The following is a 16,192-nucleotide window of genomic DNA, read 5'->3' on the forward strand; positions in this document are numbered from 1 at the left end:
ACAATGAGCGCAACAACTTTACCTACCACACCGCATTACAGCCCAGAATATCGCTTTAATGTGCAAATTTATTATGAAGATACTGATTTTTCAGGCGTGGTGTATCACCCCAATTTTTTAAAATACTTTGAGCGCGCGCGCGAGCATGTCATCGGCGCAGAAATATTGCATAACTTATGGCAGCAGCAACAATTAGGCTTTGCAGTGTATCGTACCGATATGGTGTGCCATGACGGGGTTGAATTTGCAGATATCGTTGACGTGCGAACGCAGTTTTACTTTGAAAGTAAATTCCGAACCGTATGGAAGCAATCTATTTGGCGACCTAACGCCACGAAAGCCGCGGTCACAGCCACAATAGAAATGGTATGCATGAACCAAAAGCGTCAATTAGCCCCCATGCCACCATCGTTAATTACCCAGCTATCGGCAGGCATGGCGTAAAATAATCGAGCGCAGTAAACAGCTTAAGCAGATAAATGATTAAGCTGTGGGTAAATGTGTTCAAACTCTTGTGCTGTGGCGGGCTTGGCAAAATAGTCGCCTTGAATCGTATCAACGCCATAAGTCCGTAATGTGTCTAACACCGACTTAGACTCTACCCCTTCTACCGTCACTTCAAAACCTAAGCTTTTAGCTAGCTCAATACTGGTTTTAACAATTTGTTTGGCGGCGAGGGTTGTTTCAAACTCATCTAAAAAAGCTTTGTCGATTTTAACTTCATCAACCGGTAAAAAGCGTAAGTATGCTAACGATGAATGGCCGGTACCAAAGTCATCAATGGCAATTTTAACCCCTATGTCGCGCAGCTGATTTAATGTCACTATGGTTTGTTCTAGCGACACCATTAACGCACTTTCGGTAATTTCAATCATGATACATTCAGCAGGTACCAAGTATTTAGCAAGCTTACTGGCAACATCATTGGCTAAGTTAGGATTATCGAGGTCGGTTGATGACAAGTTTAACGCCACCTTGACGTAAATCCCCTTCTCTCGCCATTTAGCTTGTTGGGCGACAACGGCATCTAATACCCAAGCACTTAATAAATCAATCATGCCTGTTTGTTCTGCCAGTGGAATAAACTCATTGGGTGAAATAGGCCCTAGCCCTTCGTGGTGCCAGCGAATTAACGCTTCTACTTGTTGGCACTGACCACTTTCAATATCAAGTTTTGGTTGGAATACCATATACAATTGATTGTATTTTAAGCCGTTAGGGAGCCCATTAATGATCAATAATTCACGGTACTGAGCTTTGTCGTCACCTTGATAATAAAAAGCAAGAGGCTGTTTTAATTGCTTGGCTTTTTTCAGTGCCAAATCGAGGCGCCTAAGCATTAAGCTCACATCAGCATGGTGCTCACTGAGTGATAATACCCCTAACTGAATTTTAATACTGATGGGTTGTTGTTCTATTTCAAAAGGCTGTTGCAAATCGTTTTTAATGGTTAACAGTTCAGTTAAGGTTAACTCATTAGGGAAAAACAATAGAAACTCATTGCCATTCATTCTGGCAATAAATTGTGGTTTATGGGTTACGTTTTCGATTCGCTTGGCAAACGCTTTAAGGAGTTTGTCGCCAAATATAAAACCAAATAAGTCATTCACAAATCGAAACTGCTTAATATCAACTAGCACTAGCATGCCGTCTGACACAGGCATTTTAGCGAGCATTTTACGCTTAAAGCCGACCCGATTAGTTAACCCGGTTAATTTATCTCGTTCGGTGCTAAATAGGTTAGATTGGTATATCTGATTAAGGACAGAAGTCAGGGGTTTTAACGAGGAAGATGATGTATCAAAGGTAAATGAATCTTGGTTGAGCATTTGTAATTGCAGTGCATGGGTTAATTGCTGCAAGGCGCGATATTGACGAAAATACATTCCTCCAATAATAACCGCTATAACGCCGGTCAAACACAACAAAATGAGCACAAAATTGTCCATTAACATATCATCATTAATAAAGAGTCCTATTATTCAGCATTCAGGGTATACCATCATTTAACATCAACCTAGAAACGAATATAAATTATCGACTAAAGTGGTATCGACGGCAAGCCAACAGCACACCGTCCATACGCCACGCCAAGTAGCATTATTCGTAGCTTTGCTTAATAGAATGATACATATCAATGAACTCATCACTGGCTAAGTCTTCTGGCGTTACAGGTAACCCGCGTTGAGCAAATACCCCTAAACGTTCATCTAATTCTTCACCTGCACGTAACTCTCCGGTATAAAATGCTGCCGAGCGAATAAAGTCTAAATAAGTGACTTTTTCTGGCATGTAATGTAAGTCAGCCCAACGTTCGACCACTTCCATCACCTCCGGGGCAAAATCCCATGTTTTTAATACAGCGCGGCCGATTGGCCCTTGCATTTTACGCACAAGACTACGTAATTGTTCAATTTTACTGCAAAGCTCAGGGTGGATCTCCGCTTCGGTTAATACAGGGAGCGCACCAATATTATGCACTAATCCGGCCAGCGTTAAGGTGTCACGGTCTAGGCGTTTGGTGGGGTTACGCTTGTTGTATATTTCAAGCATCGCACAAGATGAAGCCGTCACTTCAATTGATGTTTTCCATACTTCATCCATCACTTCCCATACCATTTCGTTGGTCGAAATAAACAATTGTTCCATTGCCACTGAGGTAGTAATAGATTTAATTTGCACTAAACCAATGCGGTTAACGGCGGCACTAATGCTCTCGGCTTTATTGCCGCGAGAGTATAATGCGCTGTTAGCCACTTTAATGATTCGCGCTGAAATTGCCGCATCCTGGCCGATAACATCACCAACCTGCTTAAGACTTGAATCTTTACGCGCCACCACCTCTTGAACTCGCATAGCCACTTCTGGCAAGGTTGGTAACACCAACGCATCGTCTTTAAGCTTTTTTAATAATCCAACCAAGAGTTGATGTTCGGTAGACATGCGCTCTCCATAAAATAAATACACTAGTACCAAGATTATATACCCAAACACATTCAGTTTGCGATGACTCAAAAACAGCAAGCTCAATTAATTGTGCATTTTCAATGATTGCAGCGCATTGAATCTCAATCGACCACCAAAAGTACAACCCATCTCACAATTCCTGCGGCTATATTTGTTCTCACTAATGTCCTTAAGTAAGCTTGCGCCCCCTGAAGATGTCAACCTTGTTCAAGGCCGAGAAAACTATGTTTAAACCTGAATTATTATCGCCTGCTGGCACGCTTAAAAATATGCGTTATGCCTTTGCTTATGGTGCCGACGCTGTTTATGCCGGCCAACCTCGCTACAGCTTACGGGTGAGAAATAATGATTTTAAAATGGAAAACCTCGCCACAGGGATAGAAGAAGCCCATGCACTAGGCAAAAAGCTGTATGTTGTCAGTAATATTGCGCCGCATAATGCCAAACTAAAAACCTATATTAAAGATATGGAACCCGTGATTGCCATGAAGCCAGACGCGATCATTATGTCTGACCCTGGGTTAATTATGATGGTACGTGAGGCGTTTCCTGAACAAGTGGTGCATTTGTCTGTACAAGCCAATGCCATTAACTGGGCGTCGGTAAAGTTTTGGCAACAACAAGGGATTAAACGCGTCATTTTATCGCGTGAATTATCATTAGATGAAATTGAAGAAATCCGCCAACGTTGTCCAGACATTGAACTTGAAGTGTTTGTTCACGGTGCACTTTGCATGGCGTATTCTGGCCGCTGCTTATTATCGGGATACATCAATAAACGTGACCCTAACCAAGGCACTTGCACTAATGCCTGTCGTTGGAAGTATGATGTACACCAGGCACAGCAAACCGAAACCGGTGATGTGATCGCCCTTCCCCCAGACGTACAAATTGAGACACCAACATTAGGGGCAGGCAAGCCTAGTAGCGAGATTGTATTATTACAAGAAGCTGGCCGTCCTGGCGAATACATGCCAGCATTTGAAGATGAGCACGGCACTTATATTATGAACTCAAAAGATTTACGGGCGATTCAACATGTCGACCGTTTAACCCGTATGGGCGTTGATTCATTAAAAATTGAAGGGCGCACCAAGTCTTTTTATTATGTCGCTCGCACCGCTCAGCTGTATCGTCAAGCCATTGAAGATGCTGTTGCAGGTAAAGACTTTGACCGCACCTTAATGAATAACCTTGAAGGTTTAGCTCATCGTGGCTATACCGAAGGCTTTTTGCGTCGCCATGTGCATGACGAATATCAAAATTACGAATATGGCCACTCTGTGAGTAACAATCAACAATTTGTGGGTGAGTTTACCGGTAAACGTAACGCTGAAGGCCAAGCTGAGATTGATGTTAAAAATAAATTCTCTGTGGGTGACAGTGTTGAAGTGATGACAACCGAAGGCAACTTTGTTATCTCTATTGCATCATTAGTCAATCGCAAAGGTGAACAGATAGAAGCGGCTTTAGGTTCTGGTCATTTTGTGTTTATGGATATTCCGCAAAATATCAATGTTGAACGAGCCATGCTAATGCGCAATTTACCCGAGGGAGTGGATACACGAAACCCTCATCAACCAGGTTAATAATTTATGGCATTAATCATCGATGACAGTTGTATCAACTGCGATATGTGCGAACCCGAGTGCCCCAATGAGGCCATCACCATGGGTGACGAGATTTACGAAATCGATCCTGCGCTATGCACAGAATGCGTCGGTCATTATGACAAACCCACCTGCGTGTCGGTTTGTCCAATTGACTGTATTGACCCTGACCCGCAACATATTGAATCACATGATGAATTATTAGTTAAATACGCCATAATTACAGGGCGATAACTGAATTAATCCAATTAAAAACGGCGCTTAAAGCGCCGTTTTTTTATTGGCCTGATTGCTCATTATTGAGTGTCTGAACCTTGGGTTAATGTTTGTAACATACTCGCTAGCTTGTCTACGGTTAACCTTATTGGCTTAGGCAGCGCATCAAGCTCTATCGATAACAGCATGTTTTTTACTTCAAGGCCTAATTCGGTATCACCTTCAATTCGCAGTTTACGTTGAAAAAACAACGTATCTGGATCTTCTTTAGCTGCGGCAACTAACAAGAGTTCAGGCACATTGGCGCTAAAAATCACATTCGGTTTAGTCATCGGCATAACACGTAACTTGGTATCAACACTCACTTGAAATTGTAAATCAATATCATCAACGCAAATTCCCACCCACTTATTGGCTAAAAAAGCTAATTCGCCAGAGTTAACTTGCTCAGCTAACACTAAGTTTAACATCTGATTAATAAGAGTTATTTTAAGCTTCTCAGGCATTATCGCTAATGAACGGCGACTAAATTGAGGTGCAAATTGTAAAATATGTTCAGACATACGTTGTTGTAATACTTGAGCCATGAAGGGTTCCTACTTGCAAACAGAGCATTTAATCAAGTGAGTTTACTGGCAATTTATGCAACGAAACCTGTTTTAAATCAATTCATGTTAACTCAATCACATTTACACTCCTGTTCTTTAAAAAAAATGAGAACAGTGACATGGAACTCTTATGCCCAGCTGGCAACCTCGCCTCTTTAAAAGCTGCCTTAAATGCTGGCGCCGATGCGGTCTATTTGGGGTTAAAAGATGACACAAATGCCAGGTCTTTTGCCGGGTTAAACTTTTCTGTAGAACAACTCACCCAAGCAACCAAACTCGCCCACAGTCAAGGGCGTAAAGTGTTTTTAACCTTAAACACCTTCCCAAAACCGGGACAAGAACACCGTTGGTATCTGGCTGTCGATATTGCTGCACAGCTGGGTATGGATGCACTTATCGTGGCCGATTTATCATTATTAAGTTACGCCCACCAGCATTACCCTCATCTACCGTTACATTTATCAGTTCAGGCCAGTGCAACCAACTTAGGGGCACTATCGTTTTATAAAGAAGCATTTAATATAGAGCGTGCTGTACTGCCAAGAGTGCTGTCAATCAAGCAAGTTAGAGATTTAGCCAAAGCCAGCCCAGTAGATTTAGAAGTATTTGCCTTTGGCAGCTTGTGCATTATGGCTGAAGGCCGTTGTCACTTATCATCTTATGTTACAGGACAATCGCCTAATACTGGCGGTTCATGCTCACCGGCCAACCACGTGCGCTGGCAAGACAGTGGCGCCGACAAACTCACTCGCTTAAACAATGTATTGATCGATAAAGCAGACGCCAGCCAACAATTAGGGTACCCGGTGGTCTGTAAAGGTCGCTATGTGGCTGAATACGATCAAGATGCTAAATATCTATTAGAATCCCCCACCAGTTTGAATACCTTAAGCCTGTTACCCGATTTAGCCAAAGCAGGTGTGACATCACTTAAAATTGAAGGTCGCCAACGCAGTCCAGCATACGTAAGCCAGGTAACTCAAGTATGGCGTAAAGCAATAGACACTTACTTTGCTGCACCAGATTCATTTGCCGAACAACCGCAATGGTCACAAGCTTTAGCCAAAGTATCTGAAGGACAAATCACCACATTAGGTGCTTACGAGCGCCAATGGCAATAAGGGTTACTATGAAAATCTCACTCGCCCCCATCAGCTATTGCTGGTCTAAAGCTGATGTTGAACAATTTTACCAACAGGTGGCCAACAGTAACATCGACACGGTTTACCTTGGGGAAACGGTTTGTAGCCGCCGCCGAGAGCTTAAATTTACCGATTATTTAGACCTCGCCAATATGTTGAAGACTCATGGTAAACACGTGGTTTTATCGACAATGGCGTTGATTGAAGCTCAATCGGAACTTAATGAATTAAAGCGCGCCATTGATAACGGTGACTTTAGCATTGAAGCTAACGATATGGCGGCGGTATTTTACGCTCATCAAGCTAAAGTGCCTTTTGTTTGTGGGCCAACCATAAATAATTACAACCGAGCTAGTTTGGACTTATTGCATCAAAAAGGCATGTACCGCTTTGTGATGCCTTGCGAGTTATCAAAAGATTGGCTGCAAGCGGTTATCGACACCGATAAAAAACCGCCATTCGAAATTGAAGTATTAGGCCACGGGTATATGCCATTAGCACATTCAGCTCGCTGCTTTACCGCAAAACACTACCAACTCCCCAAAGATAAGTGTCAAACCATTTGCCAGCGTCATAGCAAAGGTTTACTGGCCCAAACCCAGGAGTCACAACCGTTATTAAGATTAAATGGCATTCAAACCCAATCTGCGGCACAAGTTAATTTGATTAACCAAATCCCCGATATGATCACTATGGGTGTAAATTATTGGCGAATTTCACCCAGCAAATTTGCAGATGTTGATTTAGGCCATGAACTGGCTTCGCTATTAGCTAACTTAACCGCAGGTGATGTTAGCCAAACGAATGAGTTACCGACAAAACTGTTACCGTTTACCTCTGCGACAGATCATCAGCGCCATTGCAACGGCTATTGGTTAGGGCTACCTGGCATGCAGTATACTGAATCAGCTCAATTAGCACCTTAATCGTCCAATCAAACTGAGATGAATTAAACGCCTTCGCCAAAGCTTACTGCGCGGTTATTTTGTTATCGCGTAGTTAGCCTTGCCCCTTTCGGCTAGGATGACAACGTACCGCCTATCAAATGGTTCTGACCTTAGTGCCTAAACACTTAACACACAAATACAAAACAATTAATCAACACTATGATTATTTTATGTTTTATTTGATGTGCAACACAAAAGCACACCGCGTATATCTACCCACATTTATCTAATAACTATTCGTCACAGTTATCATTTTACATAAGGCGGATAAGGGGGTAACCTTGCCTTCCAAAAATATACAACTGAATGGACATTCACTGTGATGTTCATATTCGGCAGTTGGCAAGTGCGACTTGCATACTCAAAAAGCACATACGTAAGGTGTAGTTAACGTGACACAAAAAAAATATAATCTTAAAACAATACTGACTTTTATTATTCCGTCCCTGATTGGTCTACTGCTATTTATGACCCCTATCAGCATTGACGGTGCTATCACCATTCCGATAGCTATCGTTTCAAAAGCATTGCAATCTCAAATGGGCAGTACGATTCAGTTAATCGTAACAGCCATCGTAGTGTTAATGGCTATCGCGTCTGTACTGACAAAACTGCTTAACCCGCAATTTATTCGCAAAAATCACTTCTTGCGTACTCTATTAAAAGTCAATCTGTTTTGGCTAACCACTCGGGTACTTGGGGCGATATTTATTGTCATGGTTTATTTGCAAATAGGCCCAGAGGCTATCACCTCTTCAGCTACGGGTGGCTTAGTATTAAACGACTTAGTACCGGTATTATTTTCAGTGTTTATTTTTGCTGGGATGCTTTTACCATTATTACTTAACTTTGGATTACTTGAGTTTTTTGGCACCTTATTGACCAAAATCATGCGACCCATTTTTAATTTACCCGGCCGCAGTGCCATTGACTGTATGGCTTCATGGTTAGGTGATGGTAGCGTTGGTATTTTAATGACCAATAAACAGTATGAAACCCGCTTTTATACTGAAAGAGAAGCGGCGGTTATTGGTACCACATTCTCAGCGGTATCGATTACATTTAGTTTAGTGGTTATTTCGCAAGTCAAACTTGAACACTTATTTGTGCCGTTTTACTTAACCGTTTGTTTAGCTGGTATTGTCGCGGCGATCATTGTGCCCAAATTACCACCACTGTCATGGAAAAAAGACACCTATATTGATAACACGCCACGTCATGAAGATGACGAAAGCGTACCTGGAAATCACGGTGTTATGTCTTGGGGATTTGAACAAGCAATGCAACGTGCATCGGCCGTGGGTGGTGTTAAGCAAGTATTAGTTGAAGGCGTTAAAAACGTTGTTGACATGATATTTGGAGTGATACCGGTTGTCATGGCCATTGGTACCGTGGCATTAGTGTTGGCAGAGCACACACCATTGTTTAACTACCTTGGTATGCCATTTATTCCTTTACTAGAGTTACTGCAAATTCCGGAAGCGAGTGAAGCCTCTAAAACCATTGTGGTTGGTTTTGCGGATATGTTTATCCCTTCTATTCTCGCCAGTTCGATTGAGTCTGACTTAACCCGTTTTGTGATTGCCGCGTTATCTGTAACGCAGTTAATTTACATGAGTGAAGTGGGTGCTTTATTGATTGGCAGTAAAATTCCAGTTAACTTTTTTGAACTGTTTGTCATCTTTATCTTGCGCACATTGGTCACGCTACCTGTTATTGCACTCATGGGACATTTGCTCGTATAAATAAATACTGGCTATATTTGTGACTTACCCCATAAGGAGCGCAATGCGCTCCTTTTTTTAGCTTAAAAACTCAGCGAAAAAAATAAATTTCGAGTATGCTTAAGCAACAACATACTCAATGGTTGCAAGCAATAACTCGTTATCATTAAACGCATTAAGGGTACCCAATGGATGACAGACGCAAATTTTCTCGTATCTTTTTTGCTGCCAGCGCACATTTAGCACAAACGGAGCAAGCTTGGCGTACCAAAATTTTAGATTTAAGCCTTAATGGCGCACTGGTTGAATTACCTGAAGGTTACACAGGACAACTAAATACCATTTTAACGCTGGCATTTGTACTGCCAGAGTCTGATATTGAACTGCAAATGGAAGCCGCTATCGTGCACAAAACTCAAGAACACTTGGGGTTAAAATGTACCCATATCGATGTTGATAGCATTACCCATTTACGCCGAATTATTGAATTGAACATGGGCGATGCTGAATTACTCGATCGTGAACTATCCTCGTTGATTACACCTGCCCCCTAAGGATAATGAGTCGTTATTGTTAATGATGATTACCGTCGTTTTTACATGTTGTTAAACGAAAAAGGCAAACCTAGTGGTTTGCCTTTTCAGATCAGGACAAAAACTAATTTATCAGCTCAAGTAACTCATGAATCGTTTTAACTGGAGTAATTTTAGCGCCTAACCCTTCCATTGATTTATGGTAATTACGAAACGGAATAAATATCTCAGTAAAACCATGTTGCGCCGCCTCTTTCACTCTCGGCACGCCGCTGTCGATAGGCCTCACATCACCATTTAAGCTCAGTTCTCCCATAATGCAGGTCGTTCTTGGCACCACAAAGTCATTTAAACTGCTCAATAATGCCGTCACTAATGCTAGATCGATACAAGTTTCAGACTCATCAATCTTTAAACCTCCGACAATATTAAAAAACGTATCATGGAAAATTTTAGTCTTGGTGTGTTTACGTAAAATACCGGTTAACATTTTAATCCGATTCATATTCAAACCCACGCAAACACGTTGCGGAAATTCTGACTCGGTTTCAGTGGTTAAACATTGGATCTCCAATAATAAGTTGCGGTTACCTTTACGGATACAAGTAATGGTAGAGCCAGGTGAGTCCGTTGTAGAGCCAGACAAAAATATCTCGCTAGGGTTATCAACACTCACCATACCACGCTCGCTCATGCGGAAAATTCCCACGGTATCTACATCACCAAAACGGTTTTTATTGGCCCTTAAGGTACGGATTTGGCCGTCATTGGTATCAATATGCAACAACGAATCGACAATGTGCACTAGGGTTTGCGGCCCTGCGATTTCATTATTTTTATTCACATGGGCAATGATAAACATAGTGACGTTGTTTTTCTTACAATATTGGGTAAAAGCTTGCGCCGCTGTTTTAACTTGCGAAGGCGAACCGGGGCTACCATTAGCATTGTCGGTTACCACTGCTTGAATTGAGTCAATCACCGCAAACTTAATTTGTTTGGCTTCTAACTCTTCGATAATTGACTCAACACTGGTTTCCGATAACAGGTATAAATTGTCTTCGTTATAATTCAGTTTTAAGCGATTTACCCGGTTTTTAAACTGAGATAAAGATTCTTCTGCAGTACAGTATAACGATGCTGTCGACTGCGACATCCGCGCAACAAGATCCGACAGTAAAGTGGTTTTACCCGCACCTGGATCGCCAGAAATGATATTCACAGAACCTGTCGTCAAGCCGCCACTGAGTACCCGGTCTAACTCGCCTATACCCGTCAACCTTTTTTCCGCTTCAACGGACTCGACTTCATTAAGTTTTTTGGCCCCGCCACCCGCCGCACCGGCATAACCTAATACTGCAGGACGAGATGCTGACGTTTTAGCGGCAGATAGGCGCACCTCAACTAAGGTATTCCAGGCACCACAACGACATTGTCCCTGCCAACGCGGATAATCCATACCACAATCGTCACACACAAATGCCATTTTTGGAGCTTTAGCCATGTTACTTCCTATCATTTACTCTAATGTTTAGTATTTTAAAAATTTAACCTAAGGTTGATTTTGCGTCGCGATTAACCGTGGCACGATAAGCCAGTAATAAGATCCAGACTATTATCCTATCACTGCACTACCGAAACAAAAACTGAGATAACGTATATAAATAATCAATTAAATGAAGTTTATAGCGAAGATATATTGTTTGAACCTTGCCAAAAATAACAATCTTGTTCACACTGACATACGGTTAAGCGATAAAAGCAAAAACAACCACTTAGTATAATGTGGCAGAGGCGATGAAATAGATATTAATTTCGCACTCACACTTTTTGATGACTTTTATTCATTTACTTTTGCATCATATTAGCTTATCAATTGTAGATTGGTCATGCATAATTATAAAAATATCATAAAGAACAGTATGTTCTTGCCGATAAATATCAACCCGACTTACGATAAAACGATAATATAAATGAGTTTAGATAATCACAGTGCATTAATTGAACAACTGAAGCCCTTGTTGATGGAACCTGATTTTCAGGAAATCTTCGAGCAGTTGACTGTGGATGAATCAAACTCCACCCGATTCCTACTCAAAATGGAATTAAATAGAATTTCATCGCAATGTACTCGTATTATTGATTTACGCGACAAAACAGAATTACCGTGTGAAGAAGTCGTCATAGCCAATCAAAGGCACTTTCTTGATGAGCCAGCTAAAGAGTCGCTCATTAATGCTCTTCCCTTATATCGTAATAAATATACACTTGGTGTTTACGAACAAGTGGTTAAAGCACATAAATTACGCCGTTTAAAACTTCGTAATATTGAACCCGAAGAGCTTATCTCAGAAGACAACCCTTATTTAGTCCCAGGCGTGGTACTGGGTAGTTACTTTAACCGCTGTGAAGAACGAATGAATTACAGCATTCGTATTGCGGTGACTCAACAAGGCGTACCTGAAGTCAATGGCGTGACCTTAGATCTTTCTGTTGGCGGCGCTCGGATAAAACTCCCTTTAAAGCATCACTTAGATCAAGACAAGCCGCTTAAGCTCAAATTACTCGAACTGAGCGAAGAATTTTTTGTCGATGAACTTCAGCATGGCGTTGATTATCAAATTGTTGATATCCAAAATAAAGACGGCAACGCGGTTTTACGACTTAAACGTCTTGGCGGTGGTGAAGCACTCGACAAAGTGATTAGCAAGGTTATTCGAAGCTTTAAGTTTCGTTACAAAGTGGATGTTAATGATGTCATTGTGACTGCAACAGGGCTAGGTTATGAGCGGCATTACTTACCCCTATTAACCCACCTCCCTTTGTATATCAGTGTCAAAGACGACATACCACATATTGCTTATGAATTATTAGGGCGTGGTAACCAGCCCATACAACACTATTTTCAAGATGAGAATGAGATCAGTCAGTTACCTAATTTTTTAAATAACCGACGATTAACTCAAATCTTAAAAAGCACCAATGACATTGACCACTGTTTGCTGTTTTCATTTACTCACCACGCACAAGGGAAATTGCACTTTTACTCAGCATCATTAGCAGAGTTAAAAGCGACTAAAAACCTTCATTTATTTTTAGGTTTTGCTTCAACCAAAGCCAGTTGGCGAGTATTTAAAGTTGTTGCGCAAACCATTGATCACGGCAAAAACTACAAAACATCGACTCTACCAGGTGACGATGCACGATATAGTGCCCTAACAGAGCAACAATTAGCGCAATTTAGCCATACTCTGCAACTAATCGACTTAACCAACGAAAATGTCCGTAAGGACTACCAAAGCTGGTTTAATAAAGCTGACGTGAATGGGCTAAAGATTTTTGCGCAAGCCAAGGTTAAGCGGCACAGTATTAAAAAAGTATCGATGCCATTTAGTGAGCGTCGTCACGAAGCACGTTTTGCATTTAAAACCCTTGTAACGATTGAACAAGGTGAGAAGAAAACCAATGGTGTCACCCATGATATTTCAAGCCGAGGCTTACAGCTTATTTTAGAAGAAAGCGTCGACTTTACCGAACCCGCTCAAGTTATGTTGTCTTTTCCTCGCTTACAAGCCGCTTCCGGCAAAGCCAATTTAACTCATTTACCTTATCAACTCATTCGCAGCCGTATGAACGGTCAAACATTGCATTTAAGTGCATTGATAGGGCATACACCACATGATGGCGTTGAGTTTTTAAATAAACTGATTGCACATAATAAACAAAAACTAGAACAGTTATCAGATAATGAGGGGCAACTTAAAGAGTTAGCCGACGGACTTAAAAACTTGTTTATGCGTCAGCTGCCGGGTGTACCTTATTTTATTGAAAAAACAGTTAAATCAGCACAGATGGCCTACATTGGCATTGGCACGACCACAGATGAAATAAGCCATTTGTTTGCCCAAGACTCGGACCAAGTACTGCAATATAATTTACGACCGTTACTTGATAACAACGTATTAAAACAACAAATAATCGATCCAATCAAATCAATGAAACCTAGCCACGATATGGACTTTTTTGAGGTGTTTATTCAGCTCATCCGCCAAGCAAGGGGAGCAGTGCAAATCAAATGCATACTCAAATCGGAATTAGGCGGCAGAGACAATCAAATACAATTTATTCAGCAAAGTAAAAAAGTGGGTCGTTTTATGGCACTGCGAGTGTATCGCGGCGCCACAGACAAACCTGATATGAGTTATATTCGCCGCGAATTAGAGTATATCCATATTCATGCTAATCATCGTGCAAAACAACTTGAAGAGCAGCTATGGAAAGTCATCGGTTCTGGTGAGTTACTCGATATTACTGCCGAAGTCGAAATACGTTACCCCAGCCTAGTCATGGTCAGCAAACCTAAATAGCCACTTGCCTTATAAGGCTAAATACCACTGCTTAATTGCGATAAAATGATCTTGTTCTGCTTGCTTATTAGTTAACATTCCTGCGTGGTCATAATCAAATAAGTTTCCCTGCGCTTTAGACAATAAAGTGTATTTCACTTGCTTAAAGCCACATTCAGCAATCATATCACGCACATCAGATGGGTTACCCAATACTCGATCGTTTTTACCGGCAATAAACCAGCTTGTTGGCCATTGGGTTTGCCTTGCTGCACTTGCATAATCAAAGTCATCGTCGTGATCGACCCACTCGCCCTTTACCCAATCGATGGTTTGCAATAATGAGGCACGACTTTCGTTGTCCATACCAACACGTAAACGGTTGGCATCTAGATAGCCTTGTCTTTGAACAAAAAAAGGCGCCAAGCGATTCCAAAAAAAGTCGACCATTAACCACTTTTTGAGTGACTTAACCCTAATGGTTCGTTTAGAGCCAAATGTTAGCAAAGATGCAACACTCGTTTGCAAAGCAACATAACGTACTAAGCAGCTGGCCATTAATACTCCACCCCATGAATGAGCACACCAATGTACCTGGTTAACGAGTGGGTGACGTTGCAATATAAATTGCTGCACTAATGGCAATTGCTCACGAATGACCTCACCTTGACCCAGCTTAAAATCTCGGTGAATTTTGGGCTCGCTTAAGCCTCGCCCAGCTGTATCCATGATATATACGTCAAAACCTGCATTAGCTAAATAGCACGCTAACCCACGCCCCGACTCGCTGTAAAAAACACGACCATTGGACATGGCACCATGCAGCATCAAAATAGGAATCGTCGCCCCATGGGGAGCTTGAGGGTGAATATGCCTTACGTGAAGATGACCTTCACGATAAGGAATAAACAATGAATGTTGTAAAATGGCAGTTGTCAAAATAGGCAATATTCAAATCAATTGTGGGGTTAAGCTATCATTACTACCATGAAATACAACTTATCTAGAGTAAAAACGTTAAAAATTAACGTAAATAATAAATTTTAAGCTTGTAAACAAAACACTAAAGCACGTAAATCTAAGCGTTGAATCGCCGCATCAGCCGCCGCAATAAGTTTAGGCTTTGCATGAAATGCCAAACCAAGGTCGGCCGCTTGGATCATTGGAATGTCATTTGCGCCATCACCAATGGCAACACACTGCCCAGCCGCTATTGACCATCGCTTTGCACTTTTTGCAATCACATTAGCTTTATACTGTGCATCTACGACCTCACCCGTGACTTCACCAATCAGCTTACCCTCTTTAATCACTAACTCATTGGCATAAGCTGCATCTAAATCGAGCAAGTGTTTTAGATGACCAACAAAAGGCGTAAAACCACCAGAGGCCACCACTAATTTCCACTGATGCGACTTAAGCTCAGCAATCATAGACTCAATCCCTGGCATTAACGGTAAAGAGTCACATAGCGATTGAATGATCCCCTCATCTGCGCCCGCTAATTTGGCAACACGTTCTCTAAGTGATGCCTCAAAATCTAGCTCGCCACGCATCGCACGGGCGGTTACCGCCGCAACATCTTTACCAACGCCTGCCATGGCTGCCAATTCATCAATACACTCAATTGTTATTGCTGTGGAATCCATGTCCATCACTAATAACCCCGGCACATTAAGCTGCGCCAAAGGTTGTTGTACAAGCACGATTTCAGCGCTGACCTGTTGCGGAAAAGACATTATCCACTCGTCACTCACACTTTGAGTGGCAACCTCAAACCCGCGTAAATCGTTTTGCCTCTTAAGCTCAGCAATATGAGCCCCCGTTGGTATCAACGCTAGCCAGGATTCAATTTCCGCAGTTGCTTCAACACTAAAAATAACACGACATCGGTAAGGCAAATGAGATTGCAACTCCAATACATATTCAGACTCTTCATAGCGGTATAAAATACGACCTTGATGTTGATAAGTCTCACAAGTCTCTGAAAATAACCAATTAAGTAAAACATTATCATGCGTTTGTTGCATCAACCCGGCCTCTTGGTATGTTACGACTATCTACTGACAAAAATTTCGATTAGTATAGCTTTTTGATGA

Annotated in this window: 14 protein-coding genes; 8 read left to right on the forward strand and 6 right to left on the reverse strand. The window is 41.7% G+C overall.

Translation table 11 applies throughout. The features are described from left to right. The first annotated feature begins 3 nt into the window (after positions 1-3). Positions 4-444 carry a thioesterase family protein gene (locus tag IEY42_RS03090; RefSeq protein WP_188923890.1) on the forward strand — a complete coding sequence of 147 codons (441 nt, stop codon included), beginning with the start codon at positions 4-6 and terminating at the stop codon, positions 442-444. Positions 445-467: 23 nt separating this feature from the next. Here the strand turns inward: IEY42_RS03090 and IEY42_RS03095 are convergent, their stop codons facing one another. Together IEY42_RS03095 and IEY42_RS03100 are read right to left on the reverse strand one after the other, a co-directional pair. Next, positions 468-1,949 (reverse strand): putative bifunctional diguanylate cyclase/phosphodiesterase, encoded by a 1,482-nt coding sequence (locus IEY42_RS03095; RefSeq protein WP_188923891.1) that lies wholly within the window; start codon positions 1,947-1,949, stop codon positions 468-470. A gap of 151 nt (positions 1,950-2,100) precedes the next feature. Beyond that, positions 2,101-2,943, reverse strand: coding sequence for an HDOD domain-containing protein (locus tag IEY42_RS03100; protein WP_188917321.1), 843 nt, complete (start codon positions 2,941-2,943; stop codon positions 2,101-2,103). 248 nt (positions 2,944-3,191) lie between these two features. On the opposite strand from IEY42_RS03100, the gene trhP reads away from it, so the two are divergent. Together trhP and IEY42_RS03110 are read left to right on the forward strand one after the other, a co-directional pair. Then, on the forward strand, positions 3,192-4,556 hold the full coding sequence (gene trhP, locus IEY42_RS03105) for a prephenate-dependent tRNA uridine(34) hydroxylase TrhP (protein WP_188923892.1): 1,365 nt from the start codon (positions 3,192-3,194) through the stop codon (positions 4,554-4,556). Between the two features lie 6 nt (positions 4,557-4,562). After that, positions 4,563-4,811 (forward strand): YfhL family 4Fe-4S dicluster ferredoxin, encoded by a 249-nt coding sequence (locus IEY42_RS03110; RefSeq protein WP_188917317.1) that lies wholly within the window; start codon positions 4,563-4,565, stop codon positions 4,809-4,811. 62 nt (positions 4,812-4,873) lie between these two features. On the opposite strand, the gene ubiT is transcribed toward IEY42_RS03110, so the two are convergent. Next, positions 4,874-5,380 (reverse strand): ubiquinone anaerobic biosynthesis accessory factor UbiT, encoded by a 507-nt coding sequence (gene ubiT / locus IEY42_RS03115; protein ID WP_188923893.1) that lies wholly within the window; start codon positions 5,378-5,380, stop codon positions 4,874-4,876. 140 nt (positions 5,381-5,520) lie between these two features. Between ubiT and ubiU the strand changes: the two genes are divergently transcribed. The 4 genes from ubiU (at position 5,521) to IEY42_RS03135 (ending at position 9,768) form a co-directional block, all read left to right on the forward strand. Next, positions 5,521-6,522, forward strand: coding sequence for a ubiquinone anaerobic biosynthesis protein UbiU (ubiU, locus tag IEY42_RS03120; protein WP_188923894.1), 1,002 nt, complete (start codon positions 5,521-5,523; stop codon positions 6,520-6,522). 8 nt (positions 6,523-6,530) lie between these two features. Next, complete coding sequence (locus IEY42_RS03125; protein WP_188923895.1) at positions 6,531-7,469, forward strand: U32 family peptidase; 939 nt, start codon at positions 6,531-6,533, stop codon at positions 7,467-7,469. Positions 7,470-7,957: 488 nt separating this feature from the next. Further along, positions 7,958-9,235 (forward strand): YjiH family protein, encoded by a 1,278-nt coding sequence (locus IEY42_RS03130; RefSeq protein ID WP_188923928.1) that lies wholly within the window; start codon positions 7,958-7,960, stop codon positions 9,233-9,235. 167 nt (positions 9,236-9,402) lie between these two features. Further along, positions 9,403-9,768: a PilZ domain-containing protein gene (locus IEY42_RS03135; RefSeq protein ID WP_188923896.1), complete on the forward strand. Its 366-nt coding sequence runs from the start codon at positions 9,403-9,405 to the stop codon at positions 9,766-9,768. 103 nt (positions 9,769-9,871) lie between these two features. On the opposite strand, the gene radA is transcribed toward IEY42_RS03135, so the two are convergent. Beyond that, positions 9,872-11,251 (reverse strand): DNA repair protein RadA, encoded by a 1,380-nt coding sequence (radA, locus tag IEY42_RS03140; RefSeq protein WP_188923897.1) that lies wholly within the window; start codon positions 11,249-11,251, stop codon positions 9,872-9,874. A 469-nt stretch (positions 11,252-11,720) separates the two neighbouring features. Between radA and IEY42_RS03145 the strand changes: the two genes are divergently transcribed. Beyond that, positions 11,721-14,114: a PilZ domain-containing protein gene (locus IEY42_RS03145; RefSeq protein WP_188923898.1), complete on the forward strand. Its 2,394-nt coding sequence runs from the start codon at positions 11,721-11,723 to the stop codon at positions 14,112-14,114. Positions 14,115-14,123: 9 nt separating this feature from the next. Here the strand turns inward: IEY42_RS03145 and IEY42_RS03150 are convergent, their stop codons facing one another. Both IEY42_RS03150 and serB read right to left on the reverse strand, forming a co-directional pair. After that, positions 14,124-15,032, reverse strand: coding sequence for an alpha/beta fold hydrolase (locus tag IEY42_RS03150; protein WP_188923929.1), 909 nt, complete (start codon positions 15,030-15,032; stop codon positions 14,124-14,126). Between the two features lie 104 nt (positions 15,033-15,136). Continuing rightward, on the reverse strand, positions 15,137-16,123 hold the full coding sequence (gene serB / locus IEY42_RS03155) for a phosphoserine phosphatase SerB (RefSeq protein WP_188923899.1): 987 nt from the start codon (positions 16,121-16,123) through the stop codon (positions 15,137-15,139). Between the last annotated feature and the right edge of the window lie 69 nt (positions 16,124-16,192).

Origin of the sequence: Shewanella algicola (assembly GCF_014648035.1) — a bacterium.
Classification (GTDB): Bacteria; Pseudomonadota; Gammaproteobacteria; order Enterobacterales; family Shewanellaceae; genus Shewanella; species Shewanella algicola.